General features: G+C 39.8%; 28 protein-coding genes and 1 riboswitch. Of the genes, 19 read left to right on the top strand and 9 right to left on the bottom strand.

The window, feature by feature from the left end; genetic code table 11:
* Positions 1-4 precede the first annotated feature (4 nt).
* A riboswitch (TPP riboswitch) is annotated at positions 5-104 on the bottom strand.
* A gap of 70 nt (positions 105-174) precedes the next feature.
* From HWV00_RS08320 to HWV00_RS08345, 6 genes are all read right to left on the bottom strand, one after another.
* Positions 175-678: a hypothetical protein gene (locus HWV00_RS08320; RefSeq protein ID WP_211685629.1), complete on the bottom strand. Its 504-nt coding sequence runs from the start codon at positions 676-678 to the stop codon at positions 175-177.
* A gap of 214 nt (positions 679-892) precedes the next feature.
* Positions 893-1,336, bottom strand: a complete 444-nt coding sequence (locus HWV00_RS08325) for a cytochrome c (RefSeq protein ID WP_255554975.1) — start codon at positions 1,334-1,336, stop codon at positions 893-895.
* Positions 1,326-2,225, bottom strand: a complete 900-nt coding sequence (locus HWV00_RS08330; protein WP_211685630.1) for a hypothetical protein — start codon at positions 2,223-2,225, stop codon at positions 1,326-1,328. The genes HWV00_RS08325 and HWV00_RS08330 overlap by 11 nt, the downstream gene beginning before the upstream one ends.
* Before the next feature lie 50 nt (positions 2,226-2,275).
* Entirely contained in the window at positions 2,276-2,740 is a 465-nt protein-coding gene (locus tag HWV00_RS08335) for a DUF411 domain-containing protein (RefSeq protein ID WP_211685631.1), read from the bottom strand.
* 110 nt (positions 2,741-2,850) lie between these two features.
* Entirely contained in the window at positions 2,851-3,291 is a 441-nt protein-coding gene (locus tag HWV00_RS08340; RefSeq protein WP_211685632.1) for a hypothetical protein, read from the bottom strand.
* Positions 3,292-3,425: 134 nt separating this feature from the next.
* A complete protein-coding gene (locus tag HWV00_RS08345; RefSeq protein WP_211685633.1) occupies positions 3,426-5,003 on the bottom strand; it encodes a BCCT family transporter in 1,578 nt (525 codons plus the stop codon).
* 615 nt (positions 5,004-5,618) lie between these two features.
* On the opposite strand from HWV00_RS08345, the gene HWV00_RS08350 reads away from it, so the two are divergent.
* From HWV00_RS08350 to HWV00_RS08375, 6 genes are all read left to right on the top strand, one after another.
* Positions 5,619-6,308: a GntR family transcriptional regulator gene (locus HWV00_RS08350; protein ID WP_211685634.1), complete on the top strand. Its 690-nt coding sequence runs from the start codon at positions 5,619-5,621 to the stop codon at positions 6,306-6,308.
* 97 nt (positions 6,309-6,405) lie between these two features.
* Positions 6,406-7,314 (top strand): methylisocitrate lyase, encoded by a 909-nt coding sequence (prpB, locus tag HWV00_RS08355; RefSeq protein ID WP_211685635.1) that lies wholly within the window; start codon positions 6,406-6,408, stop codon positions 7,312-7,314.
* 394 nt (positions 7,315-7,708) lie between these two features.
* Positions 7,709-8,833: a 2-methylcitrate synthase gene (gene prpC / locus HWV00_RS08360; RefSeq protein WP_211685636.1), complete on the top strand. Its 1,125-nt coding sequence runs from the start codon at positions 7,709-7,711 to the stop codon at positions 8,831-8,833.
* 169 nt (positions 8,834-9,002) lie between these two features.
* Complete coding sequence (gene acnD / locus HWV00_RS08365) at positions 9,003-11,594, top strand: Fe/S-dependent 2-methylisocitrate dehydratase AcnD (RefSeq protein WP_211685637.1); 2,592 nt, start codon at positions 9,003-9,005, stop codon at positions 11,592-11,594.
* 6 nt (positions 11,595-11,600) lie between these two features.
* Complete coding sequence (prpF, locus tag HWV00_RS08370; protein ID WP_255554976.1) at positions 11,601-12,809, top strand: 2-methylaconitate cis-trans isomerase PrpF; 1,209 nt, start codon at positions 11,601-11,603, stop codon at positions 12,807-12,809.
* Between the two features lie 136 nt (positions 12,810-12,945).
* A complete protein-coding gene (locus HWV00_RS08375) occupies positions 12,946-13,368 on the top strand; it encodes a lysozyme inhibitor LprI family protein (RefSeq protein WP_211685638.1) in 423 nt (140 codons plus the stop codon).
* On the opposite strand, the gene HWV00_RS08380 is transcribed toward HWV00_RS08375, so the two are convergent.
* Positions 13,365-14,579, bottom strand: coding sequence for an NAD(P)/FAD-dependent oxidoreductase (locus tag HWV00_RS08380; protein WP_211685639.1), 1,215 nt, complete (start codon positions 14,577-14,579; stop codon positions 13,365-13,367). The genes HWV00_RS08375 and HWV00_RS08380 overlap by 4 nt on opposite strands.
* Positions 14,580-14,896: 317 nt before the next feature.
* On the opposite strand from HWV00_RS08380, the gene HWV00_RS08385 reads away from it, so the two are divergent.
* The 13 genes from HWV00_RS08385 to HWV00_RS08445 all read left to right on the top strand — a co-directional run bounded on the left by HWV00_RS08385 (position 14,897) and on the right by HWV00_RS08445 (position 23,738).
* Positions 14,897-15,439: a YqhA family protein gene (locus HWV00_RS08385; RefSeq protein WP_211685640.1), complete on the top strand. Its 543-nt coding sequence runs from the start codon at positions 14,897-14,899 to the stop codon at positions 15,437-15,439.
* 193 nt (positions 15,440-15,632) lie between these two features.
* On the top strand, positions 15,633-16,469 hold the full coding sequence (locus HWV00_RS08390; protein ID WP_211685641.1) for an EAL domain-containing protein: 837 nt from the start codon (positions 15,633-15,635) through the stop codon (positions 16,467-16,469).
* A 789-nt stretch (positions 16,470-17,258) separates the two neighbouring features.
* The gene (locus HWV00_RS08395) at positions 17,259-17,816 is read left to right on the top strand and encodes an undecaprenyl-diphosphatase (protein WP_211685642.1); all 558 of its coding nucleotides are present in this window, start codon (positions 17,259-17,261) and stop codon (positions 17,814-17,816) included.
* A gap of 51 nt (positions 17,817-17,867) precedes the next feature.
* Positions 17,868-18,242: a glyoxalase/bleomycin resistance/dioxygenase family protein gene (locus tag HWV00_RS08400; RefSeq protein WP_211685643.1), complete on the top strand. Its 375-nt coding sequence runs from the start codon at positions 17,868-17,870 to the stop codon at positions 18,240-18,242.
* Between the two features lie 17 nt (positions 18,243-18,259).
* Positions 18,260-18,985: a bifunctional 2-polyprenyl-6-hydroxyphenol methylase/3-demethylubiquinol 3-O-methyltransferase UbiG gene (locus HWV00_RS08405; RefSeq protein ID WP_211685644.1), complete on the top strand. Its 726-nt coding sequence runs from the start codon at positions 18,260-18,262 to the stop codon at positions 18,983-18,985.
* A 112-nt stretch (positions 18,986-19,097) separates the two neighbouring features.
* Positions 19,098-19,334, top strand: a complete 237-nt coding sequence (locus HWV00_RS08410; RefSeq protein WP_211685645.1) for a hypothetical protein — start codon at positions 19,098-19,100, stop codon at positions 19,332-19,334.
* Between the two features lie 58 nt (positions 19,335-19,392).
* The gene (locus HWV00_RS08415) at positions 19,393-19,848 is read left to right on the top strand and encodes an N-acetyltransferase (protein WP_211685646.1); all 456 of its coding nucleotides are present in this window, start codon (positions 19,393-19,395) and stop codon (positions 19,846-19,848) included.
* Positions 19,849-19,917: 69 nt separating this feature from the next.
* The gene (locus HWV00_RS08420; protein ID WP_211685647.1) at positions 19,918-20,514 is read left to right on the top strand and encodes a glutathione S-transferase family protein; all 597 of its coding nucleotides are present in this window, start codon (positions 19,918-19,920) and stop codon (positions 20,512-20,514) included.
* A 2-nt stretch (positions 20,515-20,516) separates the two neighbouring features.
* On the top strand, positions 20,517-20,987 hold the full coding sequence (locus HWV00_RS08425) for a GNAT family N-acetyltransferase (protein WP_211685648.1): 471 nt from the start codon (positions 20,517-20,519) through the stop codon (positions 20,985-20,987).
* Between the two features lie 85 nt (positions 20,988-21,072).
* Positions 21,073-21,459, top strand: coding sequence for a nuclear transport factor 2 family protein (locus HWV00_RS08430; protein WP_211685649.1), 387 nt, complete (start codon positions 21,073-21,075; stop codon positions 21,457-21,459).
* A gap of 108 nt (positions 21,460-21,567) precedes the next feature.
* Positions 21,568-22,272 carry an aspartate/glutamate racemase family protein gene (locus HWV00_RS08435; protein ID WP_211685650.1) on the top strand — a complete coding sequence of 235 codons (705 nt, stop codon included), beginning with the start codon at positions 21,568-21,570 and terminating at the stop codon, positions 22,270-22,272.
* A 34-nt stretch (positions 22,273-22,306) separates the two neighbouring features.
* Entirely contained in the window at positions 22,307-23,173 is an 867-nt protein-coding gene (locus tag HWV00_RS08440; RefSeq protein ID WP_211685651.1) for a PhzF family phenazine biosynthesis protein, read from the top strand.
* Between the two features lie 76 nt (positions 23,174-23,249).
* Positions 23,250-23,738 (top strand): GNAT family N-acetyltransferase, encoded by a 489-nt coding sequence (locus tag HWV00_RS08445; RefSeq protein ID WP_211685652.1) that lies wholly within the window; start codon positions 23,250-23,252, stop codon positions 23,736-23,738.
* Positions 23,739-23,814: 76 nt separating this feature from the next.
* Here HWV00_RS08445 and HWV00_RS08450 read toward each other — a convergent pair whose 3' ends face one another.
* A complete protein-coding gene (locus HWV00_RS08450) occupies positions 23,815-24,906 on the bottom strand; it encodes a DSD1 family PLP-dependent enzyme (RefSeq protein ID WP_211685653.1) in 1,092 nt (363 codons plus the stop codon).
* A 59-nt stretch (positions 24,907-24,965) separates the two neighbouring features.
* Positions 24,966-25,541 carry a TetR/AcrR family transcriptional regulator gene (locus HWV00_RS08455; protein ID WP_211685654.1) on the bottom strand — a complete coding sequence of 192 codons (576 nt, stop codon included), beginning with the start codon at positions 25,539-25,541 and terminating at the stop codon, positions 24,966-24,968.
* Positions 25,542-25,590: the final 49 nt, after the last annotated feature.

Here is a 25,590-nt window from a genome sequence, read left to right on the forward strand (position 1 = left end):
ATGAGAAGCGAGACTGATAGTTCCCTACGTCAGTGTTAACTGAATCAGGTTCAACGGGTCTCGCAATTTGCGATCTCAGCCTTTAGGCCCCCCGACTATGTAAGTGGTAATAGTAACAAGTTTTGCTAAAAGCGCAATAGACGCTCAAAAATTTCAATATTGGCGAAAATTAGCTTATTTACAATTAAGTACGCTATATGCTTTAGTAAAACCTTTTAGATCCATCTCTGATGTTTCCCAGCCTTTATGCCATTTCATTGCGAATGTTATTTTGTTATCAGATTTCATTGCACTAATTAATGTTTTGTATTCTTTGCCATAGGTTGAAATGAGGTAGTTGCGGCTTCGGCTAATGATTTCGATACTTGTGCCTGTCGAATATTGTGCATTGGTAAAGCTAATTATCTCTCCATTTTCACGTTTTACTTTGACTTGTGCTGGAAAAGTAAAGCTATCAAACCCTGCATATTCGTTATACGGTGCGCTAATCGCAAAGGTTTTACAGCTGATATGGTGATTGTAACCATCATAACGCAGGTGTGTGTATTCTTTTGTTTTATCAAACGGATCTGGCTGTAGATATTCAGCATAAAATTTGCCCGCAATTAAATCTGCTGCCGCGTATGTTTTACCTATGAATAGAAAAGAAAGAATCATAACAGTAATCAAATTTTTCATTAATGCACTCAGTAACTAAATTGATTGGGGTATTACCTTAAGGTAATTTGGGTAGTGTGACGACTATATATGAAAGGTGAGAATACTAATATTTCGTATCGCATTTAATTGTTTAATATGAAATATTTTATGGTTATATTTTAAGACTAATTGATAAGATTCTCTTGATAAGAGAGGTCAGTAATATCCGTATCACTGGCCTCTCGTCTACTATTTAGCGTCTACTATTTTCCTTTTGCTGATACTCCACTTGAGCAGGGGTCCAAAGGGTTTTCATATAATCAATAACAGCATTGATCTCTATTGGACTTAACGTCTCGCCAAAAGCGGGCATCGTCAGGCGTTTTGTTTTGTTAAAGGGATCCCGCCAACCTGTTTTTATCATTCGCTGTAACATGGCATCACTGTGTCGCCAAGTATGACCATCTTGGTTATGGGGTGGCGCTGGTAGTTCACCAAGGCTATTTGGTACTTTCCAACTTAGAGCGCCCTCGGCATTTTGACCATGACAAACACTGCAATTTTGTTGATATACCTTCAAGCCAATATTATGAGGCAAACGTTCAGTGGTATTGTTAGTTGATACTGCGTAACTTTTGGTTGTAAACGCAATGATCATGATAAAAACACTGGTGATTGTGAATGTTTTATTTCCCATCGATAACGTCCCAGTCTTGTGCTTTATCTGCACTTTTCATCAGTTTTCCGTTTTGTGTTCCAGCATAAATGATGCCCGAATCCGTGATGTGTAACGCACTGAACGTTGATTTTAGTACTGATATTTGGGTCCAATTTTGTCCGCCATCCTTAGTCAGAAAAATAGACTTATCTGTTGCCGCATAGATTTGTTTTGGCAGCTGAGGATCATAACTTAGCGCGGTTATTTCGCCTTGTAATTCACCTGCTTGGCTCCAAAGACAAAAGCAATCCATAGAGCGGCTGACACCATTACTTGTTGCCGTAAATATCCAGCCTGTTTGCATACTGTCTGGCATATCTGAATGAATGATGACATTGTTCATTTCAGGTGGACCACCATCGACTAACAGCCAGTTTTTCCCCGCATCTTCAGTGTGATAGATCCCTTGTGTGGGATCAATGGCATATAAGGTTTCTGGCTGTTGAGCATGTTGGGTGAGCGCTGTTATTGTCCTGCTGGCTAGTCCATTATTACGGGGCTCCCAGCTTTTTCCGTGATTAGAACTAGTAAGTACGCCTTGGGTTTGAGTTGCAATAAATATCTCGCCATTTTCATTATTTACCGCCACCCCTGTCAGGGTGATTACGGACTGAGGTAATGGGATTAATTCGCGGCTATTATCTTCCATATTAAGCTGAAATAATGCTTGTGAATAAGCTAGCATTAACGTCTTGTTGTCTGGGTTACTGGTGATTGATATAAGCGAACCGTTTGTACCTGTTTCTGCTACTGTCGCCATACTCGTACTCGCGAACATAATGAATACAAAGTAGTGGCAAACTTTACGTAAGACCTTGCGGGCAGGATGATAGACCGAGTTAACACGCGTAATTGTAAGTGATGACATAATTGACTCCTAAATGAATACCTTGGTTATAAACAAATGAAACTGATAACTTAGTTTCTTGCGTAAACAAAAGTATCGGATGAGCCTTTTTGAAATCCGTAGCTAACTAATGGCGCGCTTTTAGGGCGACTATCCATTCCTGGTGCACCCCAAGGCATACCAGGTAGTGTAATTCCCGTTATTTCAGGGCGTTCTTTAAGTAATTTATAAATGGTATTGACGGGTACCAGTCCATCGACAACATAGCCATCCACGTAAAGAGTATGGCAACCCTCATAACCTTTTGGTACGCCTGCTGTGCGTTTTGTCTGTACCAGTGATGGCATTGATTTTACGTCGACATCAAAGCCATTATTTTCTAGGTAATCGGCATAATTATCGCAGCAACCGCATTGTAGAGGCTTGTACATAATCGCTCTAATTCCAGCTTCTGCTTTTGATGTGAAGATTAACAAACCCATGATAAGTAGGGCGATAGACAGGGTCATTACTTTGTTTGTATTTGATAGTTTCATCTTTAGTATCTCAACGCTTAATTGATATGGTGCAGCAATGCAGTATGCTGCTGCATTTTAATTTTTTATTTATGAGCGTGCGCTATGAGAGGTGTTGCTGGTCTTAGCGCTTAGAGAGATAAGAGAGGAGGGCGTGGGATCAGAGAAACGTAATAGTCTTTATAAATAATAGTTTGGAATTTGAGTGAGTCGTCTGATCGCGTATGACGCGTTTGAAATGATGGGTTTTCGATTAAATTATTACATTGCCCAGAAGAACAAGTGTTACTGTCACAGTCAGCTGACGCACTGTTGGTGCAGGTTATTTCTGGTAAATCGAGACATTGAATACAGTTACCCATACCCATACCCATACTCATACCCATACTCATACCCATACTCATACCCGTAGCAGCCATTGGCTCGGTAGTAATCATGGCACTATTCATTTCAGATTTAAGGGCAGTTTCTGACCCTATATACGTATCAAAATTTACGTCAGCAGAAGCCTCACTCAATAGCAGAATGAAAACCAATACAAAATGACATAATTGTTGTTTTAGAGTACGCATTAAAAAATAGTGCATTACTTTGAGGGGGTTGTCAATTGAAGTGCATAATAATGGCGAGATAAAAAGCTGCCAGCGTGAACTGACAGCTTATAGAAAACTCAAGTAGAGTCTAATTTAAGGTGGGTTGAACTTGCTTAGCGTTTGCGCTGTTCAGTTCTTAAACCCATGATTAAGCTTACACACATAACCAACAAGAGAACGGTAAACGGTAGTGCAGTCGAAATTGCACCCGCTTGTAACGCTTCAATTGCTTGTGTGCCGCCAACCCAAAGTAGTGCTGCTGCGATAGCACCTTCAATTAATGCCCAGAACACACGTTGTGGTACAGGCGCATCAACTTTACCACCAGCAGTAATGCTGTCGATAACCAGTGAACCTGAATCTGATGATGTAATGAAGAATACTAACACCAATAATACCGCTAGCATTGATAACACATCACCCATAGGCAGCGCATCAAACATTTGGAACATAGCTAGAGGTACATCTTTCAAGCCTTCAGTACCTAAAGTACCCACGTTATTTACAACTTGATCAATAGCGACGCCACCAAATACAGACATCCATAAGATAGTAACACCTGTTGGAACAAGTAATACCGCAGTGATGAATTCACGAATTGTACGACCACGTGAAATACGCGCGATGAACATACCTACGAATGGTGACCATGAAATCCACCAAGCCCAATAGAATACAGTCCAACCGTGCATCCACGCCGAGTCTTCACGGCCGATAGGGTTACTTAGTGGAATGATATTTTCAACATAGCCCATGATCGTCGTTGGAATTGTGCCCATTGATACTGCAAACGTCACCAATGCAACGAATATCAATAATACTAAAGCAAGTAGCATATTGATATTACTAATAACTTTAACGCCACCATCAATACCACGTATAACGGATACAACGGCCAGTAATGTCACAATAAAGATGATCGAAATTTGTAAAAACAGACCGTTTTCAATGCCCAATACATGTTGGAAGCCACTTGCTGCTTGTTGTGCGCCTAAGCCCAGTGATGTCGCTAAACCAAACAGTGTTGCGATAACCGCTAGGATATCAACAATATGACCAGCCCAACCCCATGTTCTATCGCCTAAAATAGGATAGAATACAGAACGCATTGAAAGTGGTAAGCCTTTATTATAAGCAAAGAAAGCCAGTGACAATGCAACAACACCGTAAATAGCCCAAGGGTGCAGACCCCAGTGGAACATTGTTGCGCCGAGTGCAAGTTGTGCTGCTTCAGGTGTATTTGCTGCTACGTTAAGTGGTGTTTCATACCAACCCGTGTAGTAAGCAACAGGTTCTGCAACGCCCCAGAACATTAAGCCAATACCCATACCTGCAGCAAATAGCATTGCTATCCAAGACATGCGGCTATAGTCAGCTTTAGCGTCATCACCACCTAAGCGAATTTTACCAAATGGTGAAACAATTAATGCAAGGCAGAAAATAACAAAGATGTTTGCAGACCACATGAATAGGCTGTCAAAAGCTCCTATGATTTGCCATTTGATGCCATCGAGAACAGATTTCGACGTTTCAGGGTCAACTAATAAAATGGCAATTAAAAAGATGCCGATAAGTGATGCACTAATGCCGAATACTGGATTGTGAACATCAAAGCCCCATTTTTGGACATTATCTTGCCCAACCGTATAGTCAGTATTATCAATACTGTATTTATCCCTATTAATACTCATTAGTCCTCAGTTAGAACTGTCCCGTTCTATTTTATGTATGTATTTATGGTTAGGTGAGTGTAGCAAACTTAGCCTGATTTTTCAGGGGCTAATCAACTATTAAGTAGTCGTTTTATCGAACATACCAACTTTTCGATTATATTTAACATGTATTTTTCACTATAAAATACATGTTTACTTATCAAATATTCGCTGATTTTATTGTATGTTGACTCGCTATAAAGCTGGCGCTAGGAATAATGGCATTTATTAAAGCCCATAAAAAAACCGCGAATGATGCGGTTTTTTTATGGATTTTAAAAGTGTGAAAAGCGCGTCGAGAATTAGCTATTACAGGGTTCTGCTTCTTTCCCGTTGGCCACGTTTCAAGCCCAGAAACTGACGTGGTTGCTATATCTACTTCACCTCTAAGGTTTATTAGTAGAAATAAACGCTTCTCATTATTCAGTATAGAACAGCTTTAATAACTTTCCAGTTTCTAATGCGAAGCGTTTGTATCATGAGTAAATGTGATGATATGTTGCGCATATGTTGACAAGGTGTAAAAACTCAATCATATTGAATAAAAAATAAACATTGTCGACAATCTTACACTTTCAAATGGCCTGCTAATTTATGTCTTTAGATGATCCAACCAAAATAGTTGCAGTGACGACAGCGGACAAAGTCTTTGTGCTGATGCAGCGTGCCATTGTTGACGGTGACATACTCGCGGGCAGTAAAATCAGTGAACCTGAACTTGCAAAGCAATATAAAGTCAGTCGTTCCACACTGCGTGAAGCATTAAATAGACTTGAAAAATGCCACTTAATTGAGCGTAAAGCCAATGTCGGCTCACGAGTCGTGCAGTGTACAACGCAAGGTCTAGTCGATCTTTACTTTGTACGCGAGGCGCTAGAAGGCATGGCATGCAGGCAAGCGGCAGAAAACATGAGTAACGCTGAAATTGTCGACATGAAAGCGATGCTTAATCAACATGCATCCGCACAAGCGCTTAAAGATGGTGTGGCTTATTACCAAGAAGAGGGTGATTTAGATTTTCATTATAAAATCATCATGGGCAGCCATAACGCACAACTTATTAATTTAATTTGTGGCCAACTCTATCACTTAGTCCGCATGTATCGTTGCCAATTTGGCATGCACAGCCCACGAGCCAGTCGTGCATTTTCAGAACATGCCCAAATTATTGAAGCCATTAGTGACCGTGATGGTGAGCTAGCCGAAATGCTAATGCGCCGTCATATCGCTGCATCACGTAAGAATATTGAAATCAAAATAGCCCATCAACTTTCTGAGCGGTAAACAGCCAGCACCATATACAGGTAATAAGCAGATAATAAAACTCAAGAAAGTAACCGTATGAAAACAGACACAGCACAAGTTCAAGGAGAGAAATATAATGTCTACAAAACCATCTTCGTCTCAACGTTTATCACCAGGCGCTAAATTTCGTTTAGCTTTAGCCAACAATAATCCCTTACAAGTTGTCGGCACTATCAATGCCTATTGCGCAATGATGGCTGAACAATTGGGGCATCAGGCTATTTATTTATCAGGCGGGGGGGTTGCGAATGCATCGTATGGCTTACCAGATCTTGGTATGACCTCACTAAACGATGTGATCGCAGATGTTCAACGTATAACGGCTGCATCGAGTTTACCGCTGCTGGTGGACATTGATACGGGGTGGGGTGGCGCATTTAATATCGCTAAAACCATTCGAGATATGGAAAAAGCCGGTGCTGCTGCGGTGCATTTAGAAGATCAAGTGGCACAAAAGCGTTGCGGCCATCGACCGAATAAAGAAATTGTATCGACAGAAGAGATGGTTGACCGTATCAAGGCCGCTGTTGATGCACGTACTGATGCTGATTTTTTCATTATGGCGCGTACCGATTCATTCGCACAAGAAGGCTTAGAAGCTGCAATTGCGAGAGCGCAAGCTTATGTTGCAGCGGGTGCTGACGGTATTTTTGCAGAAGCGGTGAAAACAGAAGCGCATTACAGAGCATTCGCGGACGCGCTAGATGTCCCTATTTTGGCGAACATTACTGAGTTTGGTCAAACAGAATTATGGAATAAAGAACAGTTGGGTGAGTGGGGATGTGCGATGGTGCTCTATCCGTTATCCGCATTCAGAGCAATGAATAAAGCGGCTGAGTCGGTTTATAAAACCTTGTTGACAGATGGTGATCAAAAAGCCGAGATTGATAACATGCAAACACGCATGGATCTCTATGATTACCTTGGTTATCACGACTATGAGCAAAAGCTAGATACGCTGTTCTCGGAAGGCAAGAATAAATAACAGCTATGATTAAAGTGATGTGAAATCAAATTCAAAAGTTGAACGAATAATAGCAAGCAGGATGTTGCAGGGTTATAGGTTTTAGTATGCATACTCAAGCTACTTCAATATGCATAATCAGCAAGCCGAATGGAGGGTATATTCAAGGCATGAGGTCGAGGATTTAGTTATTTTAAATCAAGACGTCATAACGCCGAAGGTGCCTTCGTTCGGCTTGCCCTACGGGAGGCGAGCAGGAATAACAGTACAGCGTTACAATATTTGAAAATGGAATAACCATTCTCTACATATTGCGCCTTGTTCTGATATCCCTGATCGTCTCTGATACAGCATCTTGAAGTAACTTGGGTATCGACTTGCTATTAACAGTTTGAAATTAATTAAGGGAATAATTATGACAGATAAAAAATTATCAGGCGCAGGCTTACGTGGTCAAAGCGCGGGTGACACAAAATTATGCACGGTTGGTAAATCTGGCAGTGGCTTAACGTATTGCGGTTATGACATCGCTGATCTTGCTGAACACGCTACATTCGAAGAAGTGGCTTATTTACTGTTTAACGGTGAATTACCTACACTTGATCAGCTTGAAACATACAAAGCTGAATTGAATACTCTACGTGATTTACCCCAATCACTGAAAGAAGTACTACAACATATTCCAGCTGACGCGCATCCAATGGATGTCATGCGAACGGGCTGTTCATTTTTAGGGAATATTGAACCTGAAGCTGACTTCTCAGTTCAAAATAAAGCGGCTAATCGCTTATTGGCGGCATTTCCTGCAATCATGTGTTACTGGTATCGTTATTCTCATGATGGGGTCGAGATTGACTGTACAACGGATGAAGATTCACTGGCTGGTCACTTCCTTAAATTGTTACGTGGTGAATCGCCATCAGAACAGCATCGTCGAGTAATGGATGTATCGCTGATCCTTTATGCCGAGCATGAGTTTAATGCCTCAACCTTTACTGCGCGTGTGTGTGCATCAACCTTATCGGATATGTTCTCGTGTGTTACTGGTGCGATAGGTACCTTGCGTGGACCATTACACGGTGGCGCTAACGAAGCTGCGATGGATATGATCCAGAAGTTCACATCCCCAGCAGATGCGAAAATACAAATGGCAGGCATGCTTGAACGTAAAGAAAAAATCATGGGCTTTGGCCATGCGATTTACCGTACTTCCGATCCGCGTAATGTAATTATCAAAAAATGGTCTGAAAAACTGGCGCATGAACACGGCGATACGTCGTTATACGATATTTCAGTCGCGTGTGAAGAGTTCATGTGGGACAGCAAAAAGTTATTCTGTAATGCTGATTTTTTCCATGCCTCTGCTTATCATTTCATGGGGATTCCAACCAAATTATTTACACCTATCTTTGTTTGTTCGCGTTTAACGGGTTGGGCTGCACACGTAATGGAACAACGTAGCAATAACCGTATCATTCGCCCAAGTGCAGATTATATTGGTGCAGAACCTAGAACCGTCACACCAATCGAACAAAGATAAATAACCGTAAAACCATTCATATCAAGATGAATGACGATGTATTGAGTGACTTGCTTGTGTTCGTTCAGATCCAAGCAAGTCATGATGTTAGTTTTGATTAAAAGAGGGAAGAGTAAAGCATACCGACTGTGTTTTAACCTCAAGCCCCACCAATTTAATGGATTAAGTGATGAACATTAACTATCGAAAACCTTTACCCGGCAGTGAGCTAGACTATTTTGACACCCGTGCAGCAGTTGATGAAATTCAACCCGGTGCCTATGCAACATTACCCTATACCTCGCGTGTATTTGCTGAGAATTTGGTGCGTCGCTGTGAACCCGACGCATTAGAAAATTCGCTAAAGCAATTAATTGAACGTAAGCGCGATCTTGATTTTCCTTGGTTTCCAGCTCGTGTTGTTTGTCATGATATTTTAGGCCAAACCGCATTAGTCGATTTAGCGGGTTTACGTGATGCGATAGCGGAAAAAGGCGGTGATCCATCAAAAGTGAATCCTGTTGTACCAACGCAATTGATTGTGGATCATTCATTGGCTGTTGAACATGCTGGTTTCGAACCTGATGCGTTTGAAAAAAATCGAGCCATTGAAGACCGACGCAACGATGACCGTTTTCACTTTATTAACTGGACAAAAACCGCGTTTAAAAATATTGATGTGATCCCCCCTGGTAACGGTATTCTGCACCAGATTAATTTAGAACGTATGTCTCCGGTGATCCAATCACGAAATGGTGTGGCGTTTCCTGATACTTTAGTGGGGACGGATAGCCACACCCCTATGGTTGACGCTTTGGGTGTGATAGCTATTGGGGTCGGAGGACTGGAAGCGGAAAGTGTGATGCTGGGTCGTGCTTCATATATGCGTTTGCCAGACATTATTGGTGTTGAACTAACAGGTAAACCACCAGCAGGCATGACAGCAACTGATACAGTATTAGCATTGACTGAGTTCTTACGTGCACAGAAAGTCGTATCAAGTTATTTAGAATTTTATGGTGAAGGCGTCTCGCATCTGACGTTAGGCGATCGTGCGACTATTTCTAATATGACACCTGAATATGGCGCGACGGCTGCATTGTTCTCAATTGATGAGCAGACTATTGATTACCTTAAATTAACCGGTCGTGAAGATGATCAAGTTAAGCTGGTAGAAACCTACGCGAAAGAAACAGGACTATGGGCTGATGACTTAAGTAAGGTTGAATACGAACGTGTGCTTACTTTCGATTTATCGAGTGTGTGTCGTAATATTGCAGGTCCTTCAAATCCGCATAACCGTGTGCCAACATCTGAGCTAGCCCAACGTGGTATCAGTGGAAAATTTGAAAATGTAGCGGGCGAAATGCCTGACGGTTCAGTGATCATTGCTGCTATCACAAGCTGTACCAATACCAGTAATCCCCGTAATATGATTGCCGCAGGTTTGATTGCCCGTAACGCTAATAAGCTTGGATTAACCCGTAAGCCTTGGGTTAAAACATCGCTTGCGCCGGGTTCTAAAGCGGTGCAATTGTATTTACAAGAAGCCGATCTATTACCGGAACTCGAACAGCTTGGCTTTGGTATTGTCGCGTTTGCCTGTACGTCATGTAATGGTATGAGTGGTGCGCTTGATCCTGCTATTAAACAAGAGATATTAGATCGTGATTTGTATGCGACTGCTGTGTTGTCCGGTAACCGTAATTTCGATGGTCGTATTCATCCACATGCTAATGAAGCCTTTATTGCTTCACCCCCATTAGTTGTTGCCTATGCTATTGCTGGTACCATTCGTTTTGATATTGAACGTGATACCCTTGGTTTCGATCACGCAGGTAATGCGATAACGCTGAAAGATATTTGGCCGACAGATGAAGAGATTGATGCTGTTGTTAAATCGAGTGTGAAACCTGCGCAGTTCAGGCAAGTATATAACCCTATGTTTGATATTTCAGTTGATTATGGCGAGCAAAACGATCCGCTCTATGATTGGCGTGAAATGAGTACTTACATTCGTCGTCCTCCCTATTGGGAAGGTGCATTAGCCGGTGAGCGTAGCCTTAAAGGTATGCGTCCATTAGCAGTATTGGGTGACAATATTACTACCGACCATCTATCTCCTTCTAACGCTATTATGCTTGATAGTGCTGCGGGCGCGTATCTCGATAAAATGGGACTTCCTGAAGTTGATTTTAATTCGTATGCAACACACCGAGGTGATCACTTAACGGCACAGCGTGCGACCTTTGCAAACCCAAAGTTAAACAATGAAATGGTGTTGGAAAACGGACAAGTTAAACAAGGTTCATTAGCGCGAATTGAACCTGAAGGTACAGTAACCCGCATGTGGGAAGCGATTGAAACCTACATGGATCGTAAGCAACCGTTGATTATTGTAGCTGGTGCGGATTATGGTCAAGGTTCTTCACGGGATTGGGCGGCGAAAGGCGTTCGTTTAGCGGGTGTAGAAGCGATTGTTGCTGAAGGGTTTGAACGCATTCATCGTACTAACCTTGTCGGTATGGGCGTACTACCTCTTGAATTTAAAGCGGGTGAAAGTCGTAAAACTTACGAAATTGATGGTAGTGAAACGTTTGACGTGATTGGTGAGCCAACGCCTAGTTCGACATTGACGCTTATTATCACACGTAAAAATGGTGAAACGATTGATGTGCCTGTGACGTGTAGATTAGATACCGCAGAAGAAGTGTCTATTTATGGCGCTGGTGGTGTACTGCAACGCTTTGCACAAGACTTCCTTGAATCGAGTGGGAGCTAACCACTTATGTCGAAAGCTAACATGGAATATTCAGCACACTCTTTACCACAGCTTAGGATCCCAGCTACATATATGCGTGGTGGCACTAGTAAGGGGGTGTTCTTTAGCCTTCAAGACTTGCCCGAGGCTGCTCAAGTTGCAGGTTCTGCACGAGACGCATTGTTGTTACGTGTCATTGGTAGCCCAGATCCTTATGGTAAACAAACAGATGGTATGGGCGGGGCAACGTCCAGTACCAGTAAGACGGTTATCGTGTCAGCAACGGATAAACCCGATCATGATGTTGATTATCTGTTTGGTCAGGTATCGATTGATAAACCGTTTGTGGACTGGAGCGGTAATTGTGGCAACTTGTCTGCCGCGGTAGGCTCATTTGCGATTAACAGTGGCTTAGTTGATGTTAATCGTATTCCAGAAAATGGTGTTGCAGTTGTGCGTATTTGGCAAGCTAATATTAGTAAAACGATTATTGCTCATGTGCCTATTACTAATGGTTTAGTACAAGAAACCGGTGACTTTGAGCTAGACGGGGTAACGTTTCCCGCAGCGGAGGTACCCGTTGAGTTTATGGAACCCGCAGATGGTGAGGGAGCGATGTTTCCTACGGGCAATTTGATTGATGATTTAGTCGTACCTCAATCTGTTGTTGCTGGTGGACACTTAAAAGCCACAATGATTAACGCAGGTATCCCTACTATTTTTGTTAATGCTGAAGATATTGGTTACACAGGGGCAGAACTGCAAGAAGACATTAACAATGATGTTGAAGCACTTGCCATGTTTGAGACTATTCGTGCTTATGGCGCAGTGCAGATGGGATTGATATCCGATACCTCTGAAGCTGTGCAGCGTCAACATACACCTAAGGTCGCGTTTGTGGCTAAATCGGCTGATTATGTGTCTTCCAGTGATAAACAAATTGCTGCGAGTGACATTGATTTATCGGTACGGGCGTTGTCGATGGGTAAATTACATCACGCCATGATGGGTACGGCTGCGGTTGCTATTGGTGCCGCGGCTGCAATTCCTGGTACATTGGTGAATCTAGCTGCAGGCGGTGGTGTGCGAGATGCCGTTAACTTTGGTCATCCATCGGGGACATTATGCGTTGGTGCTCAAGCGACGAAAGTGAACGGGGAGTGGACTGTCACTAAAGCCAGTATGAGCAGAAGTGCGCGTATTTTGATGGAAGGTTGGGTACGTATTCCAGCTTAACATGACTAAGCGGTGATATTTATTAATAACAATTAGGCAAAAACACCAAACTAATCAAACCAGTGTATTGAGTAATTGGATTCACTGTCAGATACCGTTATATTGTCAGCTTATTCACATCTAGGCTGATTTTATAATGGTAAAGGTAATCACATTCTTCATATTGAGTGTTTGTAGTTTTGTCTCGGTGGCAGCATCGATAGATTGCAATAACGCGTTTAATACATTAGAAAAAAACTATTGTGCAAAAGTTGAATTCGATAAGGCTGAAGCTGAAATGCAGCGTTATCTTGATAAGAGCATCGCACAATACTCAGCGGATACACAGGTTGTTGAATCCATCAATATTGCACAATCGGCATGGCAATCATACAGTAAATCCCAGTGTGACTCGGTGTTTACTGTATGGCGTGACGGGAGTGTTCGTGTGGTCATGATATTAAGTTGTCGAACCAAGCTTACCCAACAACGTACCCATGAGTTGTGGGCGCAATACTTAACGTATATGGGCAGTTCAGAGTCAATATTACCAGAGCCAAACGTAGTCGATTTATCTTAAAAACTTTTATAATACGGGTTAAGCATGCATTTGATCCGTTTTAGTATAACAAGTGCTGTCACACGTCCCCAACTAAAGAGCACACGTTGGTGTAAACGGAATATCGTATCGTATAAATTACGAATTAAACGCCCCTTTAAGACCAACTTATTATTCATTAATGCACCAACGGCATTATCATGCCCTACAGCGACAACCATACCACCATCATTATAAATAAAAGGCTGTAATGGTTTACCTTTGAGCATGAGATTAAACTGCTTTGCTAAGTGCGTAGCTGCTTGGTTAGCGGCTTGTGCACGAGGTGGTACAAAACTACCATCAGGTTGCGTACATTGAGAGTTATCACCAATCACAAAAATGTTGTCATCAAGGCTAGATTGCAGGGTCGGTTTAACAATTAACTGATTTAATCGATTTGTTTCTAACCCATCAAGTTTTGTTAACCATTCTGCACATTTGATTCCTGCTGCCCATATTTGTAAGTCTGCTGGAATAACTTCGTTTTCAGAGGTGACGAGTTTACCGGCTTCAGCACGTTGAATACGCGTTTCTGTACGTACGATAATACCTTGCTTCTCAAGCGCCGCTTGTACTTTTTTAGACATGCACTCAGGCCCGCCCGGTAAAGTACGGTCTGCTGCTTCGATTAAAGTAATCTCAAATTCAGACGCTTGTCTATAGCTTTGCAGTTTACTACTTACTTTTGCTAATTCAGCCGCTAATTCAACACCTGTTGCTCCTGCGCCCACAATCGAGATTCGACGTGTACCTGTTGCTTTAAGTTGTTGTTTAATGTGTTGCCAAGCTTTTTGTGCTTGTCCTGATGAATCTAAAAACAAGCAGTGTTCACTCACACCCGGAGTTTTAAAATCGTTACTGACCGCGCCAACAGCCATGACTAAGTGATCGTATTGCAACGTTGTTAGGTCGCTATTTAGTCCACGCAAACTGATCGTTTTGTTTGTGCGATCGAGTCCTGTCATTGCATCTTGAATATGAGTATAGCCATTACATTCGGCATGTTGAAAATAGCTCACAGCATCTAATTCCGCATCAAATGTACCTGCTGCGATCTCGTGTAAGCGTGGTTTCCAGAAATGATGTGAAGACGGCTCAACAAGTACCACTTCGTGGCGTTTATTACGGCCTAATCGGGTTACTAATTCAAGGCCAGCTGCGCCACCACCTACAACAACAATTCTTAACATAATATGCTCTACTATTTTGTGTAACTAAATCTGATGGCGGCATTATATCTATGTCTCAAATATTGATAATCCCCTAAAATTGCAAATAACTATTACTGTCCTGTAATAGTTATGATTTCAACTATCGCCTATACTTCGATTTAGATAGTAAATAACGCAATCATCAATTTATGATATTTTATTAATTGTATTAGTAGGTTAATTAGGCTTGTTCATGAGTAAAAAACGCTATATATTGCCCGCCATAAAACGCAATCTATAGGCTGTTCTATATTAGAAAAGGTAGCTGATTGTTATAACAATATATCGGAGTAGAAATGAAAAACCATAATGTTAAAAGAATGAAGGATGTATTCTTTATTTTCAGATTTATAAGTTGGATAGCGATTATCTGTTCGTTACTTGGTTCTTTGCTATTGTTTGTTGTTGGTGCAATCAAAAGTTATTATGCACTGGCTGCAGTTGCGTTTGGTTATGTACCAGATGAAACATTAGCGCACCTTGATTCCGCCGATATTGCCACCGCCTATTTAATTAAGGGTTTAGATACCTTTTTAATCGCTTTGGTACTTTTCATTTTTGCCCATGGTGTATTCACACTATTTATTACAGATAAGAAGCTAAACAATATCCCAACGGTATTAAGCTGGATAAAAACCCCTGACATTGGCCATCTAAAGAATATTTTGGGTGAAGTGATCGTTATTATTTTGTTTGTTAAGTTTTTAGAAATGATCTTAATTAATTTGAATAATTTAAGCTGGGAAATTCTGATCTTACCGATTTCTATTTTACTTTTAGCATTGGCACTGAAGTTCTTGGATTTGAATGACAAGAACGGTAGTCATAAAGACGAGTAGTACGCTGCCGTAATATAGCTAGACCCCAACGCTGTTTTAGTTATCTAAAGCAGCGTTTTTGTTTGCTTATAACGCCCACCTAAATATCTTTAAGCATGGTTAACTATTGCTTTTCATTCTTACACCCCCTTACAACTCAAGGTCATATATTTGCTACTATTCAGTCATATTTTTTAATTATTAGGCTTGGCTAATGGATTTATCCAAAATTTATTCTATGCAAGATGATTTAATACAGAGGTTAGTTAGTATTAATGATAAAGGAGAAATGATTGCGACTGTTAATGGACTTGAATTTAGCAGTGTATTTCAGCCTATCGTTGATTGTAGCAAAAGAATCGTTGCGCTTGAGGGACTAATTAGAATAAAAGACTCTGTAGGAAATAATGTTAATCCATACGAATATTTTAAAAATATAAACGATAATGATTTGGAAAGTGTCATTTCAACGTTAATTTGTGGAAAGATACACACGCACAATTTTGCGATGTCTCATTTCAGCAATAAGCTCCTTTTTATAAACGTATCACCTGTCACATTCGCAATACTGTCAAATAATGAACAAGCAATATTGAATTTTTTAGATAAAATCACATCACTAAAATTGAACCCCAATCAAATTATTTATGAGATAACAGAATTCAAAGAAAGAGATATTGAAAATATAGTTAATGGAAAGAATATTTTAGAAAAATTCAATATATTGACTGCGCTTGATGATTATGGCGCTGATTATTCAAATGAATATAGAGCATTAAAAATAAGACCGCCTTATTTAAAGATTGATAAATCAATTATTGATATGTGCGATTCAGGCTGCGATTCGGATTTAAAAGAGGCGATTAAAGTTGCACAAGACATTAGTGCAATAACGATTGCGGAAGGCATAGAAACCGAAAATGCCTTTAATAAATGTAGGGATAACAATATAGATTTTTTTCAAGGTTATTTTTTTGATAAACCGCTGTCAGCAAGCGAACTAAAATCAAAAGTGAACATTACAACTGCACACGATTTGAAGCGGATGTAATATATTTAACTTTTATGCTGTTTAAGTTATCTAAGCAGCGTCTTTCTTTCAGTTCCCCCGTTATTAATGACTTATATTCCATATTAACAACTGCAAGTCATTTAAAATATATAGATTAATGACCCTGCCTATTTTTACACTATGGACATAAAGTTCATTCCTTTCCCCCCTAATAGCGCATTATTAATAATGAGTTTTTATATAACATATTTTAAATTTATAGTAATTTTACTAGTTTTTATGGCAATGGAATTGCAATAGAATCCAAAATATATGAATTATCGTATGCGTGGTTTTATGCCAATTGGTCACTGCGTATTAAGCTGTATTTTAAGGGATTATATATTTGTGACGAAGTTTATTGAACGTCTTGGCTTATTTGTGTTTTTAATTTTATTTTTCGGGGGATACTTTCCGGTTAATATGATCATGGCTTACATACATGGTGATAAAATGGATGTCATCATTTCTTTTTTTCTCCCTTTTTATGGTTATTTAGTGATGATTTTAGGTCGAAATTGTTGATTGAATAAAGCCCCTCGTTATGTTGCATATCTCCGTAAACCTATAACTTTACTCCCTAAGTCAACGCGATATATATTATTCTCACTTATTTTAGTTATCACTTTGTAATTTAAAGATAATTTGGTAATGTTGATGACATATCAAATTGGTACAGTAATTCTGTATGGCGAACTATTCGTTACGATTACGTTTGCATATAAAGCACCACAACAAAAATGGACTTAACGCGTACTATAAACATTCAACAGGATAAAGATTAAATTGATGGAACAATTCAACGTATCAGCTTTTCTATTTGTGAACCAATATGCAGGTAAGAGTAAAATGCTGGATAGTATTTTAATTACTGCAGTTGACATGATGCCTTACCTTTTCGTCATGGTATTACTGTATTTATGGTTTAGTTCGAACATAGAAAAGAAACAAGCCAGTTTGAACGCAGTTATGTCAGTTGCTTTGGGGATGTTAACGAGTAACGTCATTTCTATGTTCTATTATAATCCGCGTCCCTTTGTAGAGAACTTAGGTGTTCAACTAATAGAACATGCGCCAGATTCTTCATTCCCATCTGATCATGCCACGTTTACTTTCTCTGTCGCGATCACCTTATTACTTAACAAAGAAACTCGCGTGCTGGGTATTGTCCTGTTTGTGCTGAGCCTTATTAGTAGCATGTCTCGAGTGTATGGTGGTATCCATTATCCGCTTGATATATTAGGTGCTGTTTTTGTTGCACTGTTTGCATCGAAATTTGCATCAACATTTGTATTGAAGACCAGCAAGAAACGTCTTTTAGCTATGTTATCGAAGAAGTCCGCCTAACGACGTTATTGATTTTTAAGTGTGAGGGGCAAGGGAAACAAAAAGGGATTTATGGAAATTCAACGGCACGGAATTATATTGAATGTTGAACATTTTGACGAATGTGTTGCGTTCTACAAAGATTTATTTGCTTTACCTATCTTGTTTTCGAAAATTGAAGGCGACTTTAAGCTTACTTGTTTGGCATTGGGTGAAACGTATTTAATGATTGAAACTGAGGGCGTTGCGAATACGTCGGGAAAATCAATTACTGAAAATGCCACAAAGTTGAGATTTAATGTTGCAGACATCGATCTGGCGTTAAAGACGGTCTGTGATTATGGCATTGCTGCGCACATTGTGAAAAATGCTTGGGGGTCGGTGATTAATATCGTTGATCCAGACGGTAACCGAGTTGGTATCAGAGATGAAATCGGCTTTAAATAGCAAATGGAGGAAGACTAATGGTCAGTGTTAAAGAACATTATGACAGCCTATTATCTGATGTGTATACATGGTTAATGGGTGGGTTTGATGAAGCTAAAAAGAGTAATGTCGCATTCTTTAATAGCAGGAACATCAAGCCTTTATCTTCTGGTGTTGCTGTTGATTTAGGTGCCGGTTCTGGCTTTCAGTCGATACCTTTGGCTGAACTTGGTTTTGCTGTTACTGCGATAGACTTGAGCCAAAAGTTATTGAATGAGTTGAAGTCAAATACTGATGCGCACTCAGTAACAGTCATTAAAGATGACATTTTAAATTTTAGCGATCATATTGCGACTCACTGTGAATTGATTGTTTGCATGACAGATACGATCACACATTTAAAATCGAAAGATGATGCTTTAAAAATATTTCAGGAGTCATTCAATTCACTTGAAGATGGTGGGAAACTGATTTTAACTTTTCGTGATCTATCTGAAGAACTGACAGATACGGATAGGTTTATTCCGGTGAGAAGCGATGAGAATATTATCTTCACCTGTTTTTTAGAATATGAGCCTGAGACGGTTAAGATACATGACATTGTGTACATAAAAGACCATGAAACCTGGAAACTTAATAAGAGTTGTTACCGTAAAATTAGGCTGTCTGCGGGGTGGGTTGAAAAGCACTTATTAAATATTGGTTTTACATTACAAGAATCAACTAATAGCAACGGGTTTCAAACCATCGTAGTGATGAAATAAATACGACTTTTCATGTGGTTAATCGAGCTTTATACCGTTCATCACATTTTAAATATGAATAATATGGTTATCTAGTATCTGGCATTAACGCTTGTAGTTTGGAGTGGTGATCATGGACATCAGATTTTGTGATAAATGTGGTAAAGAAACCAAGCATAAGGAGATGCTGAAGCAGAAACCATCGAAATATGGAAAAAGTAAAAAAGAACAGTTTAAAGCATTTTTAGACGGTTTTTTTTCAGGTACTGCAAGTCCCGTTCTCGCATCTCTAGAACTGATAGATCGATATGTTGTTTGCGCTGAATGCGGTTACAAAACGCTAGACAATCAGGGCGATGAATTTCAATGAAGCGTCAGTATCAATTGATTAGATCGATAACATTGGACATTTTGGAGTTGGAGTACTTATGAATATTATCAATAAAAGTTTAAATTTAAGAAGATTAACCAAAGATAGTTTTTATGAAGTTTGTTTGCTCTCTGTTAAGTCAACACAGGAACATCATGTCGATTCAAATGCGATATCTATAGCTGAGGCTTCATTTAGCAAACATGCCTGGTTTAAAGGGATTTATCTTGGTGACGTAGCCGTTGGCTTTGTTATGGTTGATGTAAACCCGCAAGATAATAAATACTACCTGTGGCGCTTTATGATTGATGCTAAGTATCAAGGAAAGGGATTAGGTAAGCGGTCCATTCAATTATTACTTAGCGAGCTGAAAACTCAATTTAATGCGACGGAAATAACAACAAGTGTCATTACAGACGAGATTGGCCCTTTAACATTTTATCAAGATTTAGGTTTTAAGTTGACGGGGAATTATATTGAAGGACGTGAGCCTGAATTGAGCTTATATTTTTAATATTAAAAGGAAATAACAGGTTGTATATAAAAACTAATTTATGAAATACAGCCTTCAAGGAGGAATTGAATGAACGTATACGGTGATCTACAGTCAGGAAACTGCTTAAAAGTGAAGTTGTTGCTGTCTATTTTAAATATTGAGCATGAATGGATCCATGTGAATATTTTGGATGGTGAAACGCAAACTGATGAATTCCTATCTAAAAATCCAAATGGCAAGATTCCAGCAGTAGAGTTAGACGATAGAAGGTGCCTTTGTGAGTCTAATGCTATTTTGGGTTACTTTGCCGAGAATACGAGCCTCCTGCCGACAGATAAATACGAAAAAGCTAAAGTGTATGAATGGCTTTTCTTTGAGCAATACAGTCATGAACCCTTTATTGCTGTCGCTCGCTTTATCCAAAAGTACTTAGGGATGCCGAAAGAAAGAGTGGACGAATATCATTCGTTACAATCTGGCGGTAATAAAGCGCTTCAATTAATGGAAACCCAATTACAGCTGTCAGACTATTTAGTGGGTAATAGGATGACCATTGCCGATATTTCACTTTATGCGTATACACATGTTGCAGACGAAGGTGGTTTTGACTTAAATCATTACCCTGCTATTCAAAGCTGGTGTGAACGAATTAAATCAACACCGGGTTATGTGGGAATGATGTAATCATGATCCAACTTCGCTTAATGACTGCAAGTGAATACCCTGCGTATTGTGATTATTTTATTGACGATTATAGTCAGGAAATTGCGAAAAATTATGGTCACTCAATAGATAAATCAATCGGATTAGCTAAGCAAGATCTGTTGCGTTGTTTTCCGAATGGACTTGAAACGGATGAACATGAGTTATTGTGCATTGATTTTGGTTCTAAACCGAATACTAGCCTTGTAGGTTATTTATGGCATTCCGTGAAGGAGAGTGAGAAATCGACATTCATTTATGATTTTTTCATTTTCGCTAATAGTCGTAATCACGGTTATGGCACATTAGCAATTAACGCCCTTGAATCTCAATTGAAATCGATTGGTATTACACAAATAAAATTAAGAGTGGCTTACCATAATCAAAGAGCATTAAAGTTATATCAAGAAGTTGGCTTTGCGATCACCGGTTATAATATGTCAAAGGTAATATGAACACATGGATGATATTGGGAGCTGGTCGTTGGTGCGTGGCAAGGCGTTATAGGTATTAAACATGTTTACAGGGAGAGATTAAATAATGGTAACGAATGAATCGATAATGGATATGTTTTTACATTTGGAAAATGGTAACCCCCAAGGTTTCTTTGTGCATGTTAGCGATGATGTTGTTTGGGAAGTCACAGGAAGTCATCCTTTAGCGGGTACCTATACCTCTAAGCAAAACTTTATTGCTGGCACTATCTCAAAATTAAATGAAGTTCTAGAGTCGCCATTGTCATTGAAATTACTTTCTTGTATCACTGATGGACATTCCGCATCGGTCGAATTAGTCGCTAACTCAACCACAAAAAAAGGGACTGATTTTAATAATCGTTATTGCTGGGTTTGTGAGTTTGAGGATCAGGTAATCGTACGTGTTCGTGCATATTTAGATTCAGCATTAGTCGTAAACACACTTTCGTAAGCGATTCTTATCGTTATTACTAACAAGGAATTGAAATGGATTTTGAACATATGTCAGATAAAGATATTGTTGATTTAGCCAAGTACACTTTAAAAGGAATTTGTTGAGTTGAAAAAAATAGGGTTAGTAGGTGGTTTAGGCTGGGTATCTACACTTGAGTATTATCGTTTAATCAATAGTTATGCGGTAGAAAAAGTAGGTGGGCACTGGAGTGCTCATATCCTGATTGAAAGTCTTAACGAAGGTGAATTTCTGTATCATCAACAAAATGACCCAACCGAAAAAGCATGTGAGAAAATGATTATTGATGCTGTTGGTGTTTTAGTTGCTGGTGGCGCTGAAATAATTGCGTTATGTGCGAATGGCGTTCACCGTTTCATGGATATCATTAAGAAAACCTATGATATTGAGATTGTTGATATACGTGACGCAACAGCAAAATCGATTCAAAAATCAGGCTTGGATTATGTGGGGCTCATTGGCGTTCAGCGAACAATGGAAAGCGACTTCTACAAAAGCAAATTGCAGTCTCATGGTATCGACGTTGTCGTTCCAGAGAAAGCATCGAGGGAATACATTCATGACAAAATCATTTCTGAATTAGTGTTGAACCAGTTTACCTCGAAAACAAAGCAGGGCTTTTTAACCGTAATAGAAGAAATGGCGTCGATGAATGTTAAAGGCGTAATATTGGGCTGCACAGAAATCACGTTACTTTTGAATACGGTTGAAGTTCAAGGTATCACCTTATTTTCCACCACCGATATTCACTGTAAAGCCATTGTTGATAGCGCATTCGCGACTAATACGTAGTTAATATTATTGAATAATACAGAAAGGAATCTTAATGAAAACAGACGTTATACTGGTTAATTCATTTACGTCAAATGGCGCTGGTGGCAATCCTGCAGGTGTTGTTTTAAATGCTGATATGTTATCTGATGCACAAAAACTAAGTATTGCTCAGGCTGTTGGTTATTCTGAAACAGCTTTTGTTTGTCGTGATGATGAGGCTGATTTTGAGGTTTCATTTTTTACCACTACCGGTGAAGTTGATTTTTGTGGTCATGCCACCTTGGCTGTATTTTCCACGCTGTTTCAAGAGGGAATTGTGGCAGCGGGGGGTTATATCCAAAAAACCAAAGCCGGATTACTCGCGGTTGTTGTTGAGCCGACTGGTCATGTGATCATGGATCTACAATTGCCTCAGAAGCTGGGTAAGTTTAGCTATGAAGCAATTTCAGATGTCATTGGTATTGATAGCGCTATTTTAGCAAGTACTCGATTACCTATTGAGATTATATCGACAGGACTCACTGACCTTATTATTCCAGTACCTATGGGCTACTTGGATTCAATTATACCGAACGATATTGCTATTTCTGATTTTTGTCGTACACATGATGTTGTTGGTTTTCATGTATTTGAACTTTGTGATGCAGAGAGTCCATTAACAGCCAGCTGTCGTAACTTTGCACCCTTGGTCGGTATATCGGAAGAGTCAGCAACAGGTAGTGCTACAGGTGCGCTTGCTTGCTATTTCGCTGAACACCTTCCTTTAGATTGCCACTATGTTGTCGAACAGGGGCGGGCAATGGGATGCACATCAATGTTAACTGCATCTGTTGAGCTAAACGGGTCAAAAATCAGCAGTGTAAAAGTAGGCGGTTCAGCCAGTAGAATCGGCACCTCTATTTATTCTAACGTGGAATAACATTCTGTATTACTTCCCTTTATTGGGGAGTATACTGTCCATATTAGCGAAAATACATTTGATATGAGAGGCTGTGATGCAAATTGTAAAAGTTGATAGTAGTAATAAGCATGTATATATGAACTTGGCGCAAGCTTTTGAGGCTGAGTTTTCAAAAATAATGCAGAAGAAACCGGATGAAAATGGCTTATTACCTTTAGATACGCTTATCGAAGGTAACGTATCAGGTTATTTGTTATATGTTGATGGTGTTCCTGCTGGACATACCGCAATCGCGAATGAAGCGCCTGATTGTTATGAAGTCTGTGATTTTTATATCTTGCCGTATTTCCGTAAAAATAAAGTGGGCAAACGTTTCATTTCAGAGTTGTTCACTCGCCTTGGTGGCAGTTGGGAAATTAAGCAAGTTGCGAATACTGACCATGCTGTAAAATTTTGGCGTGATGTTCTCACTGACTACACAGCAGCTAACAATATAACGGCTGGTTTTGTCGAAGACGATTATCAAGACGCAAAGTTTGGGCCTGTTACCAGACAGTGTTTCACGCATACGAATATTAAGTAATGATTAGTTAGTGATTCAACTGGATAACACCTGATAGGCTTTTATCTTACCAGTGTTATCCAAATTCGTTTTAGAATTACGCTAATTTACCGCGTAGCGCGATATCCCAGATGTCGACAACGATGTCATTCTCAACTACGTAGAATTTATCATGCAAGTTAATGGTTGGATCGCAGTGCGGCACAATCATTTCAATGACCTCACCTAACGCGGGTAGATTATCACCTGATACTTTACCGTGTTCATCACCAAAATAATGCCACTCATAGTTTAATCCATCATGGCTAATGATTTGTGGATGTGTTGCTTCTTTATAAATTGCTTTTGTACCCGCATCAACCGTCACATGCGTTGTGTGATTCGCACTGATAACGCTGGTTAGTAGTGTCATTGCGGGCTGGAAGTGACCGTTGTTATACTCGATATCAAAATACTCTTTATCCATTACCGTGTACGAACCGGGTTGGATCTCGGTAACCGATGCAATGTCACTGTCAATTTCATAGGTACCCGTTCCCGAACCTGATTGAATCAGATTAGCTAAGCCTGTCGCGTTTTCAATTTGTTGTTTTAATTCGCCAGCTTTATTCAATAAGGTTGCAGAGGCTTGCTGTCTTTCGTCATTACCAAGGATGTGTTGGAAATGACCTGCATAGCATTGAATACCTTTAAGCGTCGTATGCGCATTGTTGTGCACCGATAACGCTAAATCAAAGGCGGTATCAAACGATGCACCTGTTCGACCAATACCCGCGTCGATATCGACGAGTAGGTTAATGCTTAGGTTTAATTCACGGCCTAATTGGTTTAGTTGAGTAAGGTTTGCTTCAGCATCAACCACGATCATGGTTTCTGGCGCAAGCGTAAGGATGTTCGCGAGGGTAGCTAACTTATGCTTCGTGACTATCGGAGAGGTTATGAGTAGGTTACGAATACCTGCGCTTGCCAACTCATACGCTTCTGTCGGTTTTGTGATTGATATGCCGATACTGCCAGCATCAAGTTGCAGTTGGCATATTTCGACACACTTGTGTGTTTTAGCATGCGGTCGAACATGTTTAGACTTTGAAACTGCGAATGCTTGCATGGTGCTGATGTTATTCATCAGTTTACTCTTGTCGATAACCAAACATGGCGTATCTAATTCTAACTTATGTTTTCCAATCACTGTTTATCCCTTTTATTCTGTGTATCGCTTTAGCGCATTCTATTACGGAGGTGCATGATTTAACATCTCATATTAAGAAGTGTTTTTATCGTTGGAATACATGTTTTTCCTGCGTTGTTGTTTCCTTCGACGAGGGCTGACACTATCGCACCTTCTTTAATCATGAAAATAATGTCTGTAAGTTGCTTAATTTCTTCAATATTGTCTGTACACGAACTAACTTGGCTTTGTATTAATGCTCTAATTTCTCTTTTATGTGAGGCGCAGCATTGACGTATTAGAGAGTCAGATACACTGTATTCGGCCGCTGTATTTATAAAAAAACACCCTCTAAACTCCCCAAGTTCTGGGACTCTATTATTAAACCAATCATTCAAACCGTAAAAAATGGCAAGTATGGATTTATCACCAGACGGTTCGCTATTTATAGTGTGTGTAAGCCATTGTTTAAATAATTCATTTCTGTATTCCAGGGTTGCTAATACAAGTTCATCTTTACTAGTGAAATGATTATATAGCGTTTTCTTTGCAATACCTGACTGCTTCAATATTTCATTAATACCAACAGAGTTAACTCCATTCGCATAAAACAGTTGTAAAGCTGTTTGAATTAAGACTAATTTTTTTTCATTCATGAATAACTCCTTGTTATTAAATATGTTGACACAGGTAGACCACCCTGTC

The sequence above is a fragment of the Moritella sp. 24 genome, from assembly GCF_018219155.1.
GTDB lineage: Bacteria > Pseudomonadota > Gammaproteobacteria > Enterobacterales > Moritellaceae > Moritella.